Origin of the sequence: Mesorhizobium sp. M0040 (genome assembly GCF_040323505.1) — a bacterium.
GTDB lineage: Bacteria > Pseudomonadota > Alphaproteobacteria > Rhizobiales > Rhizobiaceae > Mesorhizobium.
This window is the reverse complement of sequence record NZ_JAMYVA010000009.1, coordinates 42,338-61,315: the sequence shown is the minus strand read 5'-3', so window position 1 is coordinate 61,315 and position 18,978 is coordinate 42,338. Positions and strand designations below refer to the sequence as shown.

At 60.5% G+C, this 18,978-nt stretch carries 20 protein-coding genes and 5 pseudogenes; 17 read left to right on the top strand and 8 right to left on the bottom strand.

The features are described from left to right. The first annotated feature begins 100 nt into the window (after positions 1-100). The 4 genes and pseudogenes from NKJ91_RS10645 to NKJ91_RS10630 all read left to right on the top strand — a co-directional run bounded on the left by NKJ91_RS10645 (position 101) and on the right by NKJ91_RS10630 (position 1,688). Positions 101-367, top strand: coding sequence for an AbrB/MazE/SpoVT family DNA-binding domain-containing protein (locus NKJ91_RS10645; RefSeq protein WP_059186960.1), 267 nt, complete (start codon positions 101-103; stop codon positions 365-367). Further along, positions 364-762, top strand: a complete 399-nt coding sequence (locus NKJ91_RS10640) for a type II toxin-antitoxin system VapC family toxin (protein WP_352455492.1) — start codon at positions 364-366, stop codon at positions 760-762. Before NKJ91_RS10645 ends, NKJ91_RS10640 begins: the two co-directional genes overlap by 4 nt. Positions 763-913: 151 nt before the next feature. Then, positions 914-1,300 (top strand): annotated as a pseudogene (locus tag NKJ91_RS10635) (porin family protein); the annotation flags it as partial. A 79-nt stretch (positions 1,301-1,379) separates the two neighbouring features. Continuing rightward, positions 1,380-1,688: a hypothetical protein gene (locus tag NKJ91_RS10630; protein ID WP_352455491.1), complete on the top strand. Its 309-nt coding sequence runs from the start codon at positions 1,380-1,382 to the stop codon at positions 1,686-1,688. A 155-nt stretch (positions 1,689-1,843) separates the two neighbouring features. Here the strand turns inward: NKJ91_RS10630 and NKJ91_RS10625 are convergent, their stop codons facing one another. Next, positions 1,844-3,700 (bottom strand): TPR end-of-group domain-containing protein, encoded by a 1,857-nt coding sequence (locus NKJ91_RS10625; protein WP_352455490.1) that lies wholly within the window; start codon positions 3,698-3,700, stop codon positions 1,844-1,846. Positions 3,701-4,117: 417 nt separating this feature from the next. On the opposite strand from NKJ91_RS10625, the gene NKJ91_RS10620 reads away from it, so the two are divergent. From NKJ91_RS10620 to NKJ91_RS10610, 3 genes are all read left to right on the top strand, one after another. Next, on the top strand, positions 4,118-6,394 hold the full coding sequence (locus NKJ91_RS10620; RefSeq protein ID WP_352455489.1) for a hybrid sensor histidine kinase/response regulator: 2,277 nt from the start codon (positions 4,118-4,120) through the stop codon (positions 6,392-6,394). 440 nt (positions 6,395-6,834) lie between these two features. Beyond that, the gene (locus NKJ91_RS10615; protein WP_352455488.1) at positions 6,835-7,557 is read left to right on the top strand and encodes an RNA polymerase sigma factor; all 723 of its coding nucleotides are present in this window, start codon (positions 6,835-6,837) and stop codon (positions 7,555-7,557) included. A gap of 158 nt (positions 7,558-7,715) precedes the next feature. After that, positions 7,716-8,576, top strand: coding sequence for a ferritin-like domain-containing protein (locus NKJ91_RS10610; RefSeq protein ID WP_502903568.1), 861 nt, complete (start codon positions 7,716-7,718; stop codon positions 8,574-8,576). A gap of 105 nt (positions 8,577-8,681) precedes the next feature. Here NKJ91_RS10610 and NKJ91_RS10605 read toward each other — a convergent pair whose 3' ends face one another. Together NKJ91_RS10605 and NKJ91_RS10600 are read right to left on the bottom strand one after the other, a co-directional pair. Continuing rightward, entirely contained in the window at positions 8,682-8,978 is a 297-nt protein-coding gene (locus NKJ91_RS10605; RefSeq protein WP_352455487.1) for an alpha/beta hydrolase, read from the bottom strand. Positions 8,979-9,280: 302 nt separating this feature from the next. Further along, positions 9,281-9,473 (bottom strand): annotated as a pseudogene (locus NKJ91_RS10600) (SLOG family protein); the annotation flags it as partial. Positions 9,474-10,554: 1,081 nt separating this feature from the next. On the opposite strand from NKJ91_RS10600, the gene NKJ91_RS10590 reads away from it, so the two are divergent. From NKJ91_RS10590 to NKJ91_RS10575, 4 genes are all read left to right on the top strand, one after another. Further along, positions 10,555-10,755: a type II toxin-antitoxin system VapB family antitoxin gene (locus NKJ91_RS10590; RefSeq protein ID WP_502903567.1), complete on the top strand. Its 201-nt coding sequence runs from the start codon at positions 10,555-10,557 to the stop codon at positions 10,753-10,755. A 45-nt stretch (positions 10,756-10,800) separates the two neighbouring features. Beyond that, entirely contained in the window at positions 10,801-11,229 is a 429-nt protein-coding gene (locus tag NKJ91_RS10585) for a type II toxin-antitoxin system VapC family toxin (protein WP_352455486.1), read from the top strand. A 510-nt stretch (positions 11,230-11,739) separates the two neighbouring features. Then, positions 11,740-11,922: a type II toxin-antitoxin system RelE/ParE family toxin gene (locus NKJ91_RS10580; protein WP_502903575.1), complete on the top strand. Its 183-nt coding sequence runs from the start codon at positions 11,740-11,742 to the stop codon at positions 11,920-11,922. Positions 11,923-11,971: 49 nt separating this feature from the next. Next, complete coding sequence (locus NKJ91_RS10575) at positions 11,972-12,169, top strand: XRE family transcriptional regulator (protein ID WP_352455484.1); 198 nt, start codon at positions 11,972-11,974, stop codon at positions 12,167-12,169. Positions 12,170-12,227: 58 nt separating this feature from the next. On the opposite strand, the gene NKJ91_RS10570 is transcribed toward NKJ91_RS10575, so the two are convergent. Then, positions 12,228-12,497 carry a nucleotidyl transferase AbiEii/AbiGii toxin family protein gene (locus tag NKJ91_RS10570; protein ID WP_352455624.1) on the bottom strand — a complete coding sequence of 90 codons (270 nt, stop codon included), beginning with the start codon at positions 12,495-12,497 and terminating at the stop codon, positions 12,228-12,230. 40 nt (positions 12,498-12,537) lie between these two features. On the opposite strand from NKJ91_RS10570, the gene NKJ91_RS10565 reads away from it, so the two are divergent. Beyond that, the gene (locus NKJ91_RS10565; RefSeq protein ID WP_352455483.1) at positions 12,538-12,666 is read left to right on the top strand and encodes a hypothetical protein; all 129 of its coding nucleotides are present in this window, start codon (positions 12,538-12,540) and stop codon (positions 12,664-12,666) included. A gap of 568 nt (positions 12,667-13,234) precedes the next feature. Here NKJ91_RS10565 and NKJ91_RS10560 read toward each other — a convergent pair. Beyond that, on the bottom strand, positions 13,235-13,639 hold the full coding sequence (locus NKJ91_RS10560) for a type II toxin-antitoxin system VapC family toxin (protein ID WP_352455482.1): 405 nt from the start codon (positions 13,637-13,639) through the stop codon (positions 13,235-13,237). Next, positions 13,636-13,869, bottom strand: coding sequence for an AbrB/MazE/SpoVT family DNA-binding domain-containing protein (locus tag NKJ91_RS10555; RefSeq protein WP_352455481.1), 234 nt, complete (start codon positions 13,867-13,869; stop codon positions 13,636-13,638). Before NKJ91_RS10555 ends, NKJ91_RS10560 begins: the two co-directional genes overlap by 4 nt. Positions 13,870-14,356: 487 nt before the next feature. On the opposite strand from NKJ91_RS10555, the gene NKJ91_RS10550 reads away from it, so the two are divergent. The 3 genes and pseudogenes from NKJ91_RS10550 (at position 14,357) to NKJ91_RS10540 (ending at position 16,145) form a co-directional block, all read left to right on the top strand. Continuing rightward, positions 14,357-14,599: a type II toxin-antitoxin system Phd/YefM family antitoxin gene (locus NKJ91_RS10550; protein WP_352455480.1), complete on the top strand. Its 243-nt coding sequence runs from the start codon at positions 14,357-14,359 to the stop codon at positions 14,597-14,599. Further along, a pseudogene (locus tag NKJ91_RS10545) lies at positions 14,596-15,011 on the top strand (type II toxin-antitoxin system VapC family toxin). Before NKJ91_RS10550 ends, NKJ91_RS10545 begins: the two are co-directional and overlap by 4 nt. Further along, positions 15,001-16,145: pseudogene (locus NKJ91_RS10540) on the top strand (site-specific integrase). The pseudogenes NKJ91_RS10545 and NKJ91_RS10540 overlap by 11 nt, the downstream one beginning before the upstream one ends. Positions 16,146-16,181: 36 nt before the next feature. On the opposite strand, the gene NKJ91_RS10535 reads toward NKJ91_RS10540, so the two are convergent. Next, entirely contained in the window at positions 16,182-16,700 is a 519-nt protein-coding gene (locus NKJ91_RS10535) for an RES family NAD+ phosphorylase (RefSeq protein ID WP_352455479.1), read from the bottom strand. Continuing rightward, positions 16,697-17,086: an antitoxin Xre/MbcA/ParS toxin-binding domain-containing protein gene (locus tag NKJ91_RS10530; RefSeq protein WP_352455478.1), complete on the bottom strand. Its 390-nt coding sequence runs from the start codon at positions 17,084-17,086 to the stop codon at positions 16,697-16,699. The genes NKJ91_RS10535 and NKJ91_RS10530 overlap by 4 nt, the downstream gene beginning before the upstream one ends. A 570-nt stretch (positions 17,087-17,656) precedes the next feature. On the opposite strand from NKJ91_RS10530, the gene NKJ91_RS10525 reads away from it, so the two are divergent. Next, positions 17,657-18,331, top strand: coding sequence for a protein-L-isoaspartate(D-aspartate) O-methyltransferase (locus NKJ91_RS10525; RefSeq protein ID WP_352455623.1), 675 nt, complete (start codon positions 17,657-17,659; stop codon positions 18,329-18,331). A gap of 288 nt (positions 18,332-18,619) precedes the next feature. Continuing rightward, a pseudogene (locus NKJ91_RS10520) lies at positions 18,620-18,937 on the top strand (TIM44-like domain-containing protein); the annotation flags it as partial. Positions 18,938-18,978 lie beyond the last annotated feature (41 nt).

Genomic DNA, 18,978 nt, shown 5'->3' with positions numbered 1-18,978 from the left:
TGTGGACCCGCCAGAGCGCAACTGCTCGACAACGCCTTTGCTATTGATAATAATGCAGATTTGCATTATCTAATCGTGTGGATGAGTTGGAGCTGCGAAAATGACTACATTGACCGTGACGGCACGGGGACAGGTGACCTTCCGCAAGGACGTTCTGCAGCATCTGGGCATCAGGCCGGGCGAGAAGATCGAACTTGATCTGCTCCCCGACGGCCGGGCGGAATTGAAGGCGGCGCGGGCAAAGGGATCATTCCGGGAGCTCTACGGTTTTCTCAAGGGCAAGACGAATGGCCGGGTGTTGAGCATTGAAGAGATCAACGAGGCAATCGCGGAAGCGGGTACTGCAGCGGGATCGAGCAAGGAATGAAAGTCACGGCCGATACCAACGTTCTGCTGCGTGCCTATGTCGCCGACGATGAACGACAGGCGGAAACGGCCGTCGATCTCTTGGCGAAGGCAGACATCGTGGCCGTTAGCCTTCAGGCCTTGTGCGAGTTCGCATGGGTTTTGGGCCGACAGTATCAAACCGCACGCGCAGATATCGTGGCGGCAATCCGAGCCTTGGCGAATACCGCAAATGTCGTCGTCAACCGGCCAGCTGTCGAGGCAGGGCTTGCAGTGCTTGAGGCCGGCGGTGATTTTGCGGACGGCGTGATTGCCTTCGACGGCGACTGGCTGGGCGGGGAGACATTCCTCTCCTTCGACCGCAAGGCGGTCAAACTGCTGTCAGCGCAAGGACATCCTGTTCAGCTTCTTTCCTAGCTGTCCTCAGGCGTGTCGACATTGTATTGCCTGACGCGCCTGGCGGAATCCAACCCATTAAATGCCGGGACTAAACAGCTAGCCACAACGAGAGCAACTGCTGATCTGTAGAATGAGCAGGTTCGGTGAACTTTGCGTTCTCCTTACAGATCGTGTCCTGGACACTCCGCAGTTCACGTTCGACGCGCTTGCCGGCGCCCGCGTCTGGTACATCTCGAATGATGTGACAGTGCAATATGCTGGGTTCTCCTTGTCGCGCGAGGAGGATTTCGGCTGGGTCGATCCGGTGATCGGGGCGCGCGCGCCTTCTACAACATCACCGACAGGCTTTCCGTGATGGCGCAGGCGGATATAGGCGGGCTTCGGGGTGGGCGCCGATTTCACCTGGCAGGTGCTGGGAACCGTGAATTACCTGCTTACCGACCACCTCTCGGTTTCCGCCGGCTATAAGCACTTGGCGATCGACTACGATGACGACGGCTATGTGTTTGATGCAACCCTGTCCGGTCCGGTTCTCGGCATAACATACCGCTTCTGAGCCGCCCATATCTGACGTTCCATACTGACGGTGTGCCTTTCCTGGTCGTGGATTGATCCTTCTGCCACGGGAGTGCTGATTGCTTCACGTGTCGGCGGTTCGGCATCTTCGCCGTCATTCTGCTATTTTCGGCTCTCCGCTGAAGCTGGCGGTCTGGTTGGGTCGGAACTGGTTGACCAATGTCATCCTGCGCCGACAAACTCGATCACGGCGCGAGCTGGTCAAAGCACCCGATCGGTCCATCGCGTTCCGCAACGGGCCCGACACGGTCCGTCGCATGGACATCCGCTACGGCAAATCGGCAAATGAAGCGACTTGGCATCAGTCGGCCCGCGTAGAGGGCACTTCCGGCATTTCGTCTTCCGAAACTCTCGCTTCAGGAAATTGAAGGGCAAATCGTGACCCTGAGCGGTCCCTGACCGCGACTGGCACAAACGTCGCCAAAGGTATACCTAGCGCCTATTCATACTCCCCTGAGAGACACGATTGCGCTACCAAGGTCAGGCATGTAGCCGCTCATCGCTGTGAGGCAGGGCTCAATGGCTAAGCCGCCAGCTCCAATACGCGCTGCCAGCGCGGATGCTCGTGCAGTGGCGCAAAGTCAGAATCCTGCTTCACCCATGCCTTGGTCTCGTGGTTTGCATGAGGCAGCAGGCGTTCCAGCAGATCGAGCGCACGATCGAGCTCGCCGAAATGACAGCAAAGGCAGGCGGTATTGTATTGCGTCAGAATGTCGTCCGGATCGATTGCCAGCGCACGTGCCGACCATTCCTTGGCACGTTCGGTCTCCCCGATCAAGGCGAGAGCATTTGCGCCGAGATAGGCTGGCCGGGGGTTCTCAGGATACTTCGCCAATTCGCGCTCGGCGCGTAACACGCCTTTGCGAGCCGCTTCCCTTTCGTCTTCCGGCCGCCCTAGAGAACGATAAACCTGCATAAGCAGAAGAACAGACTGATAGTCATCGGGCTTGATCTCGGCGGCCCGCTCGTAATGGTGGGCAGCCCCTTTGAGCTTACCTTGTGCATAGCACGCACGCGCGTAGAAATAATGCGCTTCGAATAGATTGGGATCACTTGCGATAGCCTGCTCGAACTCCTTTTCGGCCTCTTCATATCTTTGGCCGACCGAGAGAGCGAGACCACGCGACGCGTGTGCTTCTGCAAGTCCACTTTCGATATCGAGCGCCTTACCGCTGTTGGCCAGAATGCTTTCGAGAGAAACTTTCTCGTCGTAATTTAGGAATAGAAAGGAGTCGCAGTCGGCGATGCCCGCATAGGCGCGCGCATAAAGTGGGTCGAACTCGATTGCTTTGCCAAACATCCGCTTCGCCAGCACATAGTAGGTTTTGGACGTTCGGTGAAAAAACTCTCTCCCCCTCAGATAATACGTATAGGCCTCTACATTGTCAGTGGGCGCAGCCCTGATCGCCTTCTTTTCGGCCGGCAGCAGCTTGACCTTGAGCTGATCGACGATGGTGTGAGTGATCTCGTCCTGGATCGCGAAGATGTCGGTGAGTTCACGGTCGTATCGGTCGGCCCAGACGTGACCGCCATCAGCCCCGTCGATAAGCTGTCCCGTGATACGGACGCGCTGACCTGCCTTCCGTACGCTCCCCTCGAGCACGAACTTGACGCCGAGTTCCCGCGCCACTTGCTGCACCTTCACGGGCTTGCCTTTATAGGTGAACACCGTGTTGCGGGCGAGGACGTGGAGGCCGGAGATTTTCGACAGGTCGGTGATGATGTCTTCGGTAATTCCGTCGGAGAAATACTCCTGCTCGGGGTCGCCGCTCATATTTGTGAACGGCAGGACAGCGATTGAAGGTTTTGCCTTCATGTGGCTTTGAGGAGATGCTGTCATCGCGCTGTCCTCAAAACTGAACGGCGCGGCGAGTGCGACGTGGTAGACTCTGACCGGCCGGTCGATGTTCTTGAGCTCGTGTTCCCCCGTGTCCTCGAAATCCAGATCAAGATTCTTGCCAAGATGGTCACGAACCGCGCCGGAGATAGCGATACCTCCGGGCCGGGCGATGCTTTCAATTCGCGCCGCCACGTTGACGCCGTCGCCATAGATGTCGTTGTCATCGAAGATAATGTCGCCAACATTGATGCCGATGCGAAATTCGATGCGGCGCTCCTCTTGCACGTCGGCGTTGCGCTCGAGCATCCTGCGCTGGATGTCGGTCGCGCAAGCGACAGCGTTCACCACGCTCTGGAATTCCACCAACATACCGTCGCCTGTGAGTTTCACGATCCGGCCCTGGTGCTCGGCGATCTTGCTGTCGACCAGTTCTCGCCGATGCGTCTTGAGCGCCGAAAGCGTGCCGCCCTCGTCGAGACCCATGAGCCGGCTGTAACCGACCACATCGGCAGCAAGTATCGCGCTAAGTCTCCGTTCCATGCGCGGCTAGCCTGTTTTACGGCGAGTCAGGGTAACAGGTTCTCACAGCAGCGGCATCACACTAAATCGGCTCCTCGTAATATTCGGAAGGAGAAGGCATCAACTGAGGTGCGGACGAGGCGTGTCACGGAGATGAAGCGGAAGCGATGAAAGCCCCTGCGTCAAGAGTGTCACCGCGGCCTCATGGTTTTTTCTACGGCGATCACGGAGCGTCCGCTTACTGTACCTATCCGAAGTTGACAGGCACGTTCTGGAAGGCCCGCTACTGGCGCTCCTTATCCTGCTGGTGCAAGCGTTTCCCTACCCCCGCACCGTACTGCGGTCGGATTCAGGCATCTTGCCGGAACTCACGATAATCGTCATCCTTGCCAGCCCGACGGCCAGCGTTCCGACCGGCCGTCACGGAGTGCCCCGCCCTTGCAAGAAGACGACGCCGCAAACGCATTCCAAGAGGCGATCCTCGCTTCGGTGGTTCGCTCATCGCTCGACTGCGTGATCGTCACGGACGAAGCCGGATTCGTTGTTGAATTCAACCCGGCGGCCGAGGCGACCTTCGGCTATTCGCGCGCTGAAGCGGTCGGCAGACAGATCTCGGAGCTCATCGTCCCGCCGCATCTGCGCAAGGCGCACGCAAACGGGCTTGCGGCCTATCTGGCGGGTGGCGCCCCGCGGTTGCTCGGGCGTCGTACAGAGCAGACTGCCATGCGAGCGAACGGCACCGAGTTTCCGGTGGAACTCACGATCACCGAAGCCCGGAGCGGCAAACGTCGTTTCTTCACGGCGAGCTTGCGCGACCTGTCGCAGCGCCACGCTGCCGACGCCGCTCTGCGTGCCAGCGAAGCCCGATTGGCGGCGTTCATGAAGCATGCTCCCGTAGGCATGTACCTGAAGGATACCGACGGGCGCTATCTGATCGCCAATCCCGAAATGGGAAAGGTCTTCGGCCGGCCGGCCGAGAGCGCAATCGGATTAAGCGCGGCCGACATTTTCGGGCCCCAGGAGGCCGCGATGATCGCGGAAAACGATCGCCGCGTCCTGGAATCGGGACAGGCGATTGCAATCGAGGAATTCCTAAGCAACGCGGCCCACTATGCCTGGAGCCTTGTCGTCCGCTTTCCCGTTCTGGGGGCCGATCAGCAGCAGGCGCGCATCGGCGGCTTCGATATTGACATTTCCGAGCAGAAGCGCGCGGCCGAGCGCCTGCTGCGAAGCGAGCGGCGCTTCCGAGACCTCACTCACCATCATCCGGTTCCGGTCGCGTTCATAGACTCGCGAACGAGGCAGCTGATTAGCGCCAATCCCGCCTTCCGCGAGATCATGGGTATAGGCCCGCATGACGAGGACCGCTTCCGGCGGCACCGCTGGTTCGCCACACGGGAAGACTATCGGCGCCTCAGAACCCTGTCACGTCAGCAGCCGCGCGCCGACGGCGTGGAGGCTCAACTTCGGCGTCTGGACGGCTCCGCGTTTACCGTGTCGCTGAGTTGGCGCCACATCGAGATGGACGATCGACCGGTGATCGTCGGCAGCATTCTTGATCTCACCGCAACCAAGGCGGCTGAAGCCGAACTGGCGCGGTCGCGTGAGGCATTGGCTCAGAGCGAGCGGCTCAACGCACTTGGTTCGCTGCTTGCCGGCGTTTCGCACGAACTCAACAACCCCTTGGCGGTCGTCGTCGCGCAGGCCCAGTTGCTGGAAGAATTTCTAGGCGGAACCGCCCACGCACAGCGGGCCGGCAAGATCAGACTCGCCGCCGAGCGCTGCGCACGCATCGTGAAGACCTTCCTGGCAATGGCGCGACAACGCCAGCCGGAGCGCCGCAGTACCAACATCAACGATCTGATCCGCGCAGTTCTCGGCATCGCCGGCTACGGTTTGCGCACGGCGGGCATCGAGGTGCTATGCCGGCTCGCCGAGGGCCTGCCGCCTCTGGAAGTCGACCCTGACCAGATGCATCAGGTGTTCTACAACCTGATTGTCAACGCGCAACACGCCCTGCAGGAGATACCCGCACCGCGGCGGATCGAGATCGAAACGTCGCTTGAAGGCAATGACCTCCAGATCGTGATCGCCGACAATGGCCCCGGTGTGCCCGCCGAGATCCGGAATCGCATTTTCGATCCGTTTTTTACCACCAAGGCTCAGGGGGCGGGAACCGGGATCGGGCTCGCTTTCTCGCTCAGTGTGGTGCAGTCGCACAATGGACGACTGGCCCTGCTTGACCGTGCGGACGGCGCGCATTTCCGGTTGCTGTTGCCGGTGGAGGCCTGCACTTCATCAGATTCAGTCGAAGGTGTTGCGGCGCACTCGGTCGCGGGCATCGGTTGCACCGCCCTTGTGGTCGATGACGAGCGGGAGGTTGGAGAAACGATGGCAGAGCTACTAGAGGCTGAAGGTTTTGCCGTCAGGATCGTCGAGGACGGCGCCGGCGCCAAGGCAGCGCTGATGAGTGCTGTTTTCGATGTGATCTTTTGCGATCTGCGAATGCCGAACATCGACGGCCCCGCTTTGTTCGACTGGGCCTGTCAGGCAACCCCGGGCATAGCGGAGCGATTCGTTTTCGTTACCGGCGACACGCTCGGCGGCGCTGCGGCGCGCTTCGTTGAACGGGCCGGTCGACCAGTTGTCGAGAAGCCGTTTTCGCGCGATTCTATCCGCCGGGCACTAAGCTCGTTGGCAGACGTTCCGCGCTAGCCAACGACCCTCTTTGCGCGCTGGCGCCTTCGGACAACACCGCAGCGTCAGCGAACACGCATCGCAGTCCAGCTTGCTCGTGCAATACCGCATAAAGCCTTTTTCTTCGACACTGGCGTTGGAATACGTGCGTTTCACGAAACTCGGCCCGCAATTCGATCAGCCGGTAACGACCAGAAGACCTTCCGTTCAGGGGAAGCGTGAAGGGCTGCTTTCCCATCGGTAAGCTGCTGATCGGAGTCATCTCTCCAAAAGTCAGGTCGTGGCGCGACCGAGCCGGCCGAAGGGTTCGGCTCCACCCTACTGCCGTGGAGCGTTCTACGTCGGGGTTGGGTGGTGAGCAGACCTCTGGTTCGCTAGAGTCCCAAGTCTCCACCGGGCTGCAGACCGAAACCCGGAAAACGCTTATCTCATAGTAAGCTGATGCATCTGGAGCGCCTATGATGAAGCCGACCGGATCCAACGAGGCAGTGAGGATCGAAGACCTTGACGACGCGGGGCTGGTTGAACACGCGCGACAGCGTGACCCCGCCGCATTCTGGTTAATCATCAAGCGTCACAATCAGCGGCTTCACCGGGTCGCCCGCGCCGTCCTGAATGACGACACTGAGGCGGAGGACGTACTTCACGAGACCTATATCCACGCGTTCACTCATCTGGCCGAATTCCGCGCGGAGGCGCGGCTGTCGACCTGGCTCACCCGGATCGCGCTGAACGAGGCGCTGGGACGCCGCCGGAAAAGGCGACCCACTGTCGACGTGAAAGTCATCGAAGGCATGGTCGCTCCGTTCAGCGCCCACAAGCCTGATCCCGAAGAAGCGGCCGCTCTCGCTGAAATCCGCAGCCTCCTGGAGCGAGCCGTCGGTGGCTTACCAGAGCCCTTTCGGATCGTCTTTGTCATGCGGGACGTCGAGGAAATGAGCATTGAGGAAACGGCTTTTCTTTTGGCATTGCGACCTCAGACAGTGAGCACCCGCCTTTATCGCGCACGCCGGCTGCTTCGCGAGGCGCTGCGGGACAAGCTCGCCACCGTGTTCACGGATACGTTTCTCTTCGCTGGCGCCCGTTGTGACCGCCTCGCGCAATCAGTCTTAGATCGGCTCGCAATCAGCCTGGTTCGAAAAAATACTCATCAGTTGAACGTGGCGAGCGAGCGCACGTAGACGCAGTCCACGTCGAGCTTACGCCGGCTCCCTTCGCAGGGTTTTTGTAGCGGGACGCGGGAATATTTTGGCGCCCCGGACCATCCAATCGTCGGGCAAATGCATTCGGCGCCGCGGTGCTGACAGCGGTGTTGAACCAACAAACATAGGAGACCGCCATGCAGGGCGCACTTCACCTATCCCGGCGTCAGTCGCTTCAGGGACTTGTCGTACTCGGTGCCGGAGCGGCACTCGGAATCGCGCGGCCTTCTCCGGTATTGGCACAGGACATATCGGACGAGGACATTTTCCGCTTTGCGCTCAACCTCGAATATATGGAGGCCGAATATTACCTCCGCGGCACCACCGGGAAAGGTATCGACGCAGCCGATGCCGGTTCGAAACCCGGCGACGTCGTTGGCGGAAAGCAAGTCTCTTTCGAGACGCCCGCCATCGGCCAATTCATGCAGGAAGTCGCCGAAAACGAACTCGCGCACGTCCGCTTCTACCGCAAGACGCTTGCAAAGAACGCCGTCGACAGGCCGGCCATAGATTTCGATGCGGGGTTCAAGGCGGTTACGGAGGCAGCTGGCCTCGGGCGGGACTTCGATCCCTTCGGTAACGAAACGAACTTCGTTCTCGGCGGCATGCTGTTCGAGGATGTCGGCGTCACCGCCTATGCGGGTGCGGCGACAGTTCTGAAAAACAAAGACTTCCTCGCCGCCGCCGCAGGCATCCTGGCGGTCGAGGCCTACCACATGGGAATGGCGCGATCTACGCTATACCGGAAGGGAGAGGAAGCCTGGAAGGCCGCCAACGCTGTCTCAGATGCCCGAGACAAAATCGACGGATCGGACGATAAGGACCAGGGGATCCAGGTGGACGGGAAAGCCAACATCGTTCCTTCAACGCCGGACGCAATCGCCTTCACCAGAACACCGCAACAGGTGCTCCGGATCGTCTATCTCACCGACAAGGACGGAGTGAGCAAGGGTGGCTTCTATCCGGAAGGGATGAACGGCACGCTCAAAAGCACCTAAGCCAGTTGCGACGGGTAATGATTGGCCGCCGGAAACTGAGCGGCCTGATATCGGCTGCTCTCGGAAAAAGACCATGAATAATGATGATAATGGAACCACGGATCGTCAGCTTCGCCACAAGCGAACCTCGGCCCTTCTATGCGCCATGAGTGAATCCTCGCGCTGACGACATCGCTGTGGCTTGTCGGGTAGTACAACGCTACGCTGCTTGGCCCTAGCCGACACAGCGCTCTTCGCAAAGTCGCGCACGACCTGCACGAATGCCTCCGGTCTTTCGACGGGCATGAACTCGCCAGCTCCGCTGATGACCTTACCTGTCAAGGCCTCGGCACCAATTGCCTCGATCCCAGCAACATAGTCCTCGATTCCGCGGCCGTCCGCGTCGCCGTGCAGATAAAGCATGGGCGTCCGATCCGCTTGTGCCGCATGTTCTTCTTGGCGTCCGCCTCGAACGCTCGATATCAGTCGATTGAGATCGTAGGCCACTACGGCTCGGAAGACCTTCCCATTGGCGCGCGCAGGGTCTTCGTTGTGGTTGAAAATACCGCCAAATCGGTCATTCGGGGCCAAGAGCTCCAAACAGAGCAAATCAGAAATCGACGGGATAGAAGAAGGTTGGTCGCTGATCTGAAACGTGACCGTTGAAGCGCATGAGAGGCCAGTGCGGAGCGTCAGTTTTGCCGCTTGGCAGTTAATCAGCCGGAGTGCTTTTCATGGACCTGGTCGAGCTTGGCCCAAATCAGCCGGTGATCGTCAAAGTCGAGCCCACCGGTGACGACGATCTTTGAGCCGGGAGGAAAGAGCACCTCATAATCGAACCGCTTCTTCGTCATCGAGGACGTCACGGCTGTCGATCCATCGCCGAGGTGAATTGCGGTGGTTGACCTTCGACCCGCTGTGCGCAAGTGAGATTTGCCGTGCTGCTACTGAAAAATTCGGAAAGCCCACTTGTCCTGCCTCGGGTTCCGACGCACACGCGAGAAGCACGGTTCGGCCATAACTCGAGGGCACGCGCCGCGGTCTGGAGCGGCGATCGCTGTCTGGTCGAGACCGCCGGCACTATCCGAAACAATGTGAGGCGCGATCGCGATCATGTGGCGCTCTATGGCGATCCTCGTAGTCCTGCCCGGGTTGGACAAGGAAGCTGTGGCAGAGCAAATTCGCGGGAACATTGAGGCCGCCGCTTTTCCGAGCCCTGCACCTGGCGTGTCGCACCGCGTCACTGTCAGCATCGTAGTTGCGGTTCAGGCGGCCGACGAGGCCATCTCACCGGAGCATCTTCAGTGTCAGGCGGATGCGCGACTCTATCTTCCCAAGCAGACCGGCTGCGCCGAGTGCTGCTCCACAGACCGGAGTCGTCCGAGCGCAAAGATATTCGGTTGACGGTAATGCCGTCAGCCGGGTGCAGTGCAAGAATAGTCGTTTCGCTCCGCCCTCCTTGAACGGCCGAGGTCGATTTTGCGGAGGACCGCTGCTGCTGGTCGCCATCTCCGCGCTCAGAACACCTAGTCTCAGTCTAGCGAGGAGCTCGATCGACGTGACCGTGACGATCGGCTGAAGCCATCGCAGGACCATTATTTTGAAGGGCCCGCTGCACCTTCCCGGGGCAGCGGGCTTGGCATTTGTGCGAATGCTAACTCCTTTGGTACGACCCCAAAATCAACCATCCAGGTTTTCATAAATGGCCCCTTCCCCGCAGCACGCTGTCTGGGATGTTTCGGCACACGATCGTGATATCGAAGCTGCATATCAGGCTGCAGCAAAAAGCTCATGCTGACCGGCCGGACGAGATCGAAAGAAGGTTCGGCTGCGTCAGGCGTCCTGGCAATCCGCCCGACTGAGCACCAGAACCGACCCTCCCGACGGATTTTCGCGAGCTGCATTCCTCCCTCCCCTCCTTACCAAAACCGCCGCTCGCGAATTCGTTGGCGAGTATATCTCCGATGTGATATACATATATCACTCGGAAGATATACAAATGCCGCTCTTCATTCGCGATCCCGACGTCGATGCCATGGCCATCGAGCTGCAGCAGATTACCAACGCGCGCAGCAAGACCGAGGCCGTCAGAACCGCCTTGCGCCATGAGATCGAGCGCAACCGCGGGCAGCGTCCCGCTGCGCGAGAGACTTGCCAAAGTCAAGGAAATGGCGCGGCGGATCGGGCCGGCCAACCCTGATTTCGATATGAAGAAATTCACCGACGAAATGTGGGGCGACGACTGATGTTCGTCGATGCCTCGGTGATCGTTGCCATCCTGAACGAGGAACCTGGCGCGGAAGAACTGGAAAAGCGGCTCGCGGCCGCGACCAAGCCGCTGTATATCTCCCCGCTCGTCCGGTTCGAGGCAGTCCAGGGTCTCGCGCGAGCATCGGCCGAAGCCATCAAAAAGAACGCCAAGCCGACGGCCGACATGCTGGCGCAAGCCCGTGATACCGTCGACGCCTTTTTGATCGAGATCGCCGGCAAAGAAATCATGATATCCGGCGACATCGGCGACCGGGCGACCGAAGCCAGCATGAAATACGGCAAAGCAGTCGGGCACAAAGCCGATCTCAATTTCGGCGATTGTTTTGCCTATGCTTGCGCGAAGGCTCACCGGCTTGCCTTGCTTTACAAGGGCAATGACTTTTCACAAACTGATCTGGCGTAAGGCTTTCCAGGCCTTGCATCGCGGCGCGAGAGCCGATAGGCCCCTTTTGCATGCTTTGGGCGAATCGTCGTCTTTCATGGCTAAACGCAATATTACGAGGAACGTTCGCTGCAGCACTGGTTTTCTTCGGCCGGATCAACCCCGTCACGACGGGGCCCTCGGCGGGCTGGAGCTGCCGGGCGTGCAGGGACGCGTTCCTTGAGGGCCTTGGAGACGACCACCGCTGGCGGGCCTCGGCCGCACGGAACTCCGCGAGAAGTGCGACGGCGCGTTCGCTGTAGCCCGGCTGACGCCGGCCTCGCGCGCTAGGTTGGCGACGGTCAGCGCCCCGTCGGTGCGCTCAGGCGGCTGTCGAGCAGCCGCACCATCGCCGCCCTCAGCGCCGCTTCGCCGCCTTGCGGCCGGCAAGCCAACAGCCGTGCAGGATAGAATGTTGGACGCGCTGGCGGTCGCACGCTTCGGGCAGAAGGCCGATCTGGCAAAGCCGATGAAGCACCGGGGTCAGGCGTGATGGAAATCGCCCTGCCCTACCCCTCCCACGCCTACAGGGTCATCTATGCCGTCCAGCTCGGCGATGCCATCTGGGTCGTGCGTGCATTCCAGAAGAAGTCGACCACGGGCATCGCCACGCCTAAGGAGGCGATCGACCTCATCAAGGCGCGGCTGAAGCAAATACGGAAGATCGAGTCATGACAGAGAAAAAATCGAGATCGTCAGAGGCAGCGGCAATGTCTACGCGGACATGGGGGATCCCGACGCCGATACCAAGCAGATGAAGGCCTTCCTGGCGGCCGAGATCATCGCTGCGCTGAATCGGCGGCACCTCACGGTCAGAGCTGCGGCGGAGGTGACCGGCGTTAGGCCGTCGGATATTTCGAACATCCGCAACGCTTGGCAAGTTTACCATCGATCGGCTTGTGCGGGTGCTGAACCGGCTTGACCGAAAGGTGACCGTCACGGTCGAGAAGGCGAGACATGGAACTGTCGCCGCCTAACGCCTAATATGGCCAAGTTGCTCTGCCGGCGACCGGCAATGCCCTCCCTGTTGGCTCTTGGTCAATGAAGCCGAGTAGCTGAGGGTCGTCGAGGAAGATATCGACGTCGTGGCTTTCGCGATGGTTGATCTGGATCATCATCGCCGTGCCGCCGCCAAACGACCATTCGAATTCAAAACCTCCGGCCTTCTTCCGGAGCTGGTCGATCAGATCGGCAGCAATGGCGAAAAGCCGCCGCCATTCGGACGGACGACGGCTATGGACCTCGATCATCAAGCAGCGAGTTAATAGGTCTCGCCGGACCAGGCAGAGAATGGGCCGCGAAAGCCTTCAGATCATCGACCGCTATCTGGTGCGCGGCGGCGAACTCCATCTGCTGCTCGACCGGCACTTCTCCAAGGAAGGCACTGACCTGCCCAGGATACTGCTTCGCCAGATCTAGATCCGAAAGACAATGAGCCAGCGCCACCCCGTCGAGCTGTTCGCTGTAGGGCGCGTTAACTGTCGTCAGAACCAAGGCCAGATGCTCGCTCATAGTCATGCAAAATAGTCAATTCGTGGATGGGCACAAGCTGCGAGACTCGGGCACTGCAAATGGCTCGCGAGGCTCACAATCGTCCTTCCGTCGGCCACAGTGACGCCTGAGCGGTCATGCGCGCGTAGACGGACGAGCTACAGAAGCGCGCGCGGGTCGAGCAGCATTCGGCCGGCTGCGAACTGACTTCGGAGCATGACTCCGGCACGTCCCGCCCTTGCGAGCTGCCGCGCGCGATCGGTTCCGCGTCGACCTCACCAAGGCTCTGACGGTCCCCTCCTCGCGCTTGAAGCCGTAAGGTGTAAACGGCGGTTCCGCATTTCAGCTTACGACTTCAGTTGAAATCGGGAAATAAAACCGACACCCGCAAATACCAACGCCGCCGCGATCGTTACCGAGTCAACCTGACCAAAGCGTCCGGGCTCTAAAAAGCACCCTCCCCTGCCGGCGCCGTTCGAGGCCTCGCCAGGCGCGCTCAGGAGGCTGGCGTGATCAACATCAGCGATGGAAAATAGGTGCGATAACGGCCGACGTCGCGGGTGAGCAGCGGCAGCTCACCGACCGCCGCGTGGGCGCCGATGAAGAAATCCGGCAGCACCCCGGTGCGCGATCCGCCCGATTTGCGATACTGGGTGAACACCTTTCCGGCCAGGAATAGCGCCGGCCGCGGCATCGTCACGATCTCGAGGCCGGCCGCGTCAAGAAAGGCGTCGAGATCCTCGATCCGGCTGTAGCGGACCGAGAGCTCTGCATAGACGACGTCGTTGATCAGCAACGGTCCGCGCAGCGAGGCGGCCTCCAACTGTTCGATCGACCACTCCGCCCAGTCCTGATCGTCGGTGACGAGGTCGAGCAGAACGTTGGTGTCGACCAGCGTCACGCTTCGCCGCGCGTCAAGGTCATGATCGCCTCGGTGCTCAGCCCCTTGCCGGCATGGCCGCGCAGCTTGGCAAAGCGGCTCGCCGGCCGTTTTTCGTCCGCACGAACCAACACCACGCTGCCGTCGGCGGCGCGGCGAAAATCCACTTGGCTGCCCGGTGCGATCCCCAAGAGATCGCGCACGGGCTTGGGAATGGTCACTTGACCTTTTGCGGTTACGGTTGTTGTCATTGCAGCCTCGGTAAGGACACCTTGAAATATGGTATTACCTCCGCGCGATGGATTCAAGTATCGGGAGTTGCCCTGAGCCGTTAGCCGCGAACGGGACGTCCGCAGATCCTTCGCCGCTGACCTTCGGAACTCGGCACCGCCGCGACCATCTTGAGTTCATCTGGACTGGGGCCAACAGCCTTGCAAAAGGCCCGTCGCTCGCCTTCGATTGAAGCGAGAAGGCAAAAACCATCGGCTGACTTTTCAGCTTAGGGCTTTAATTGAAATCGGGAAGTGAAAGCCACAGTCACCGAGGATGATGCTGAGGCCAAAGAACACTATCGATAATGACCGCTTATCGATAGTGACTTGGCCAAGCCTTGACCAACCGACGGCGCTATGGTCGCGCAACATCGCGTTTGTCGTGCAAGGCTGCGCTCAGCGCGACGAGAGTGGCCGTGGCGGAACACGGAGGCCACAGCGTACAACGCCACACGAGGACGGAAAAATGACCATCACAGTAAAGGTCGGCGAGGCCAAGACCCATCTCTCCGAACTGCTGGCGAAAGTCGAGGCCGGCGAGGAAGTGAATATTTCGCGCGGCAACGATCCGATCGCAAAACTCTCCCGAATCCACAAGGATAACCGGCTGGACGCCTTGATCGACGAGGTTCGCGCCGCGCGCGCCAGGGCGAAGCCAGTGACCACCGAAGAGATCCTGGCCTGGCGTCACGAAGGGCATCGTTGTTGACGATCCTGGTCCTCGACGCCTCCTTTGCCGCTGCCTGGCTCTTGCCCGAGCAGCACAGTGAGGCGGCCGAAACAACAATCGCGGGACTGAGTGGTCAATCTCCAGTCCCTTCCCTGTTCTGGCATGAGGCGCGCAGCATTGTCCTGACGGCCGAACGGCGCGGGCGGATCGTTCCGGCGAATCGATCGCCATGGCGCGACTTCGCCGGCTGCCGCTTGAGGATGCGGGCGCCGGCCGTAACGGGGCCATCATCGAGCTTGCCACCGGGCACGGTCTTAGCGCCTATGACGCCGCCTACCTTGCGCTGGCAATTGGAACCGCGTTGCCGCTGGCCACCCTCGATCGCAAGCTCGCAGTTGCCGCGCGCGGCCAGGGAGTCCGAATTCTCGGACCGCTCGCGAATGGCAACTGACCGCGTCGCTCGGCCACCGGGCAATGGTGTTCGACGCGCCGAGGCGCTCGACTCGCATTGGATTCGGTGCTGCCCTTGGACCGCCGCGAACTTTGGTCGAAATCCTGACCGACGACGACGTCGCGATGCTGCGCCATCTGGCCCAGGAAGGCATCGGCAAAAACTCCCTCCGCGCGCTCGCCCGACCTCGGCTATCTCGACGCCTGGTCGCTGGCCGCCACCGGACAGCCTCTGCGTTGGCCGGCGCCGGAATCCCTGCTCCTCAAAGTCGTCGCTCACTACGTTTGGGATTTTTCGAAACGTGAGGCCGACCCGGCGCAGGGCATGCCGGCTGACGTGGCGGCGTCGCTGGTAGCCCAGGGCCTGTTACGGGTGAAAAAAACCGCCCGTGTCGTCCACCGTGCGCCGGCGGCTGTCGAGCTGGTCAATCTTGCGGAACTTGTCGGAAGATTCAATGCGCCGGGGCTGCAGAGCGCGATCAAACTGGCGGTGTGCGCCAGCGCCCGTCCGCGGCCGCAAGAGCAGGAAGGCTGTAACCGCCGATATTCTGGCCGCCCTCCTGAAAACACGCCGGCGACTGTCTCGTCGACGTCAGGGATCGCGCGATTCTCATCAGCGCCTTCGCCTCCGGCGGCCGGCGTCGCAGCGAAATTTCTGCTCTTCGCGTCGAACAGCTGGTCGACGAAGACCCGGTTCCGGCCGATCCCAACGCTTCCGACGGCGATAAATTGCCATGCCTGTCGATACGGCTCGGCCGCAAAGAGACGACGCAAGCCGACAGCGACGCTTTCGTGCTGCTCGTCGGCCGGCCTGTGCTGGTTTTGAAGGACTGGCTGGCGCGCGCCGGGATCAGCGACGGCGCCGTGTTTGGCGGCCTCGACCGCTGGGGCAATCTCGAAGCGCGCCCTGACGCCGCAGGCCGTCAATCTGATCCTGAAGCGGCGCACCGCCGAGGCCGGGCTCGATCCGCAAGCCTTCTCCGCCCAGGGCTTGCGCTCCGGCTATCTCACCGAAACCGCATGCCGCGCCATTCCGCTGCCCGAAGCCATGCAGCAGTCGCAGCATCGCTCGGTGCAGCAGGCCTCGAACTACTACAATGACGCGGAACGCACGCTCGGGCGGGCGGGCGGATAATCGCCTGAGTCGCAATTCGATCCGACCCTTGCGGCGTTAGCTCCAGGACAATTGGTTCCGAGGCAGCCGGCCTCCCGGATCGATCACCTTGACCTGGTGCGGGAGCACCTCGCCCCAACTCCATAGCACGAGGTTCTGATCGGATGTGTCGGCACCTGGCGCGAAGCTGGGCACGAGAATGCCGAACTTGCCTTCAGCAACGAGGCGGTCATGGATGCTCCATGAGGGCGGCGGTTTGCCATCGGCGAGAAAATCCATCCAGGCACAAGCCATATCTTCGAACCGGATCCCGGCGTCGGCCTGGCCTTGCGCCATCCTCAGATCGACAATGTCATCGCAATCGATCTCGTATGAGCAGAGCACGCAGGGATCAATGCGATATGCAAAACCCTGATTGGCCTCCTTCACGGCCGTCATGATGTCGAGCGCCAGATAAAGCGTAGGCACACCTTTCGGGTTGAATCTGGCACCCCGAATAGCCGCTCCGTCGCCTGAGATAGGCTGGAAGGACCACCGCGGATCATGGGCGCGGTAGCAAATTCCGGCAAACCTCAAGCAAAGCCACCAACGGCGACATGATCCAGGTAGTCGCGAACCGCGCTGGCCTTGCCTTCCTTAACCAGAGCTTCCGCCGTCCGCCCGCCGAATGCCGGTATCGGCTGGGCCCGGTACCAGGCCATCGCCTGCTCCTTGCCTCCAGCCCAGTCGATCACCCTGCTGATGATCTCAAGCATTTCACGAAGGCGACCTTGCGTCTTTGCAGCACGGCTACGCTCAGCCCTATAGAGGGTTTCCCGCGCAAGACCCGCCGTTTCGGCAAGCTGACCTTTGGACATACCGAATCCATCCGCAACCTGGGCGACAGCGATCTTCCCAGCCCGATCCATATAGGACAGCACCAACGGTTCGTTCTGAACTGGAACTTTCAACGCTTGGGTCATTCCTGTCTCCCTTGCCATATTCAGAAACACATTTCTTGTGCATAAGATATGGCATTAGCGACGGATTACAAGCCTCGGTTGGCTGACGAGGCGTCGTTGAGGCCTCACCAGACGCATTCACACGTTCGTGTTCTGGCCCATTCCTTGTGTGTACAAAACCCAAAAAAAAAACGGCCCCAAAACCGGCCAAATGCACGCGCAACGTCCAGTTCTCCCGATCGGCCGCCCATTGGCGATCCCCGCGTCTCGACCGAGGATCGGGCGACCGACGCCCAGTTCGACGAGGTCAAGGCGGCTGGCTGCCGCCTCGTCCACCAGGAGCACGGCTCCGGCGCCTCGCCGTCCCGGCCGGTGCTGGCGAAGCTGATGCGCGAGATAGCCGTATGTGGGACACACCGCTATGGCGATGTGGCGCCCAGAATCTCCAGGGTCGTCGCCGGCGATAGCCTGCCAAGACGGTCACCCACGCTTGCCCTGGGCACCCGTAATGGAAACGACGGCGGGCGCTACCGTGACGAACAGGATATAAGGCTCTCCGGCAGCAAGCTGGTTGAGGAAAGCCCCACCGTCATGAAGCCAATGAACGAAGAGCACCTCGCGGTCCTACGCAGGCACATGGTCGAGATGATTGCAATCCATACCGACCTTGCAAGCGAAGAACTCGGCAAGGCGGCGCTCGATGAGCGGGTGATGGCAGCGATGCGGCGAGTGCCGCGGCATCTCTTCGTGCCAGCCTCGGTTGCACCTTATGCCTATCAGGACATGCCGCTGCCGATCGGCTTCGATAAAACCGTCTCGCAGCCTTTCATCGTCGCTCTCATGACCGATCTCATTGCGCCGCAACCGCACGAGGCGGTGCTCGAGATCGGCACCGGCCTGGGCTATCAAACCGCAATTCTCGCGGAACTCGCCGGGCAAGTTTGGAGCGTCGAAATCATCGAGGAATTCGCAAGCCATGCCGAGGCTCTGCTGCAGGGCCTAAGCTTATCCAATGTCGGCATTCGTGTCGGAGACGGGTCGCGCGGCTGGCCCGAGCACGCCCCATACGACAAGATCCTGGTCACCGTCGCGGCCGGGCGGGCGCCGCCGGCCTTGCTTGAGCAGCTCAAGCCGGGGGGACGCCTGGTTCTGCCTGTGGGACCTGAAGATGTGCAGTTGCTGACGGTCATCGACAAGGGTTCGGCAGGGCAACTGAAGACTCGTAAACTCATCCCGGTTCGGTTCAGCCGGCTCGAAACGGTCTAATGAGGTGCGACAACTGGCGCGACCGCGCTTTTCCGACCGTCAATCTACCTCATTCAAACAGACGAGGACAGTAGGCCATCCTGCCTCTACCATAGGTGGTCCTTCTGTCGAACTCGTACGGGAGCAATTATTGCACGTTGTGCGGAAATTGAAGCAACACGCAAACACTGTTGCAGTTCATACACTCGCATCCCGTAGGGGGGACATTCTCGAAGGACGATTGGGGTAACAACGATTTTCTCGGTGTTACCGCAAGAATTTACAAACCCATTCCGTGATATGCCGCCAGAGGCGTTCGGGCGTGAGGACCATGCTGCATTGCGCCGGTTGGTGACGCCCGAGATGGTGTCCTATCTGTCCGAGGAGCTTGCCGACAATGCCAAAAAGGGCGTCAGGAACGACGTGTCGGAGGTCAGCCTGTTGGAGGCCGGTATTGCGGAAAGCTGGCGGGAGGGTGATCGCGACTACGCGACAGCCGCTTTGCGCTATGAGTCTCGCGACGTGACCCGCGATCGCATCAGTGGCAAGATCGTTGAGGGCCAGGCCGATCAGCCGACGGAGACAACCGAACTGTGCACCTTTACGCGGCAGAACGGCGGTGACTAGAAGCTTGCCGCAATACAGCAGCCTGGCTGATGTGCTTGCCT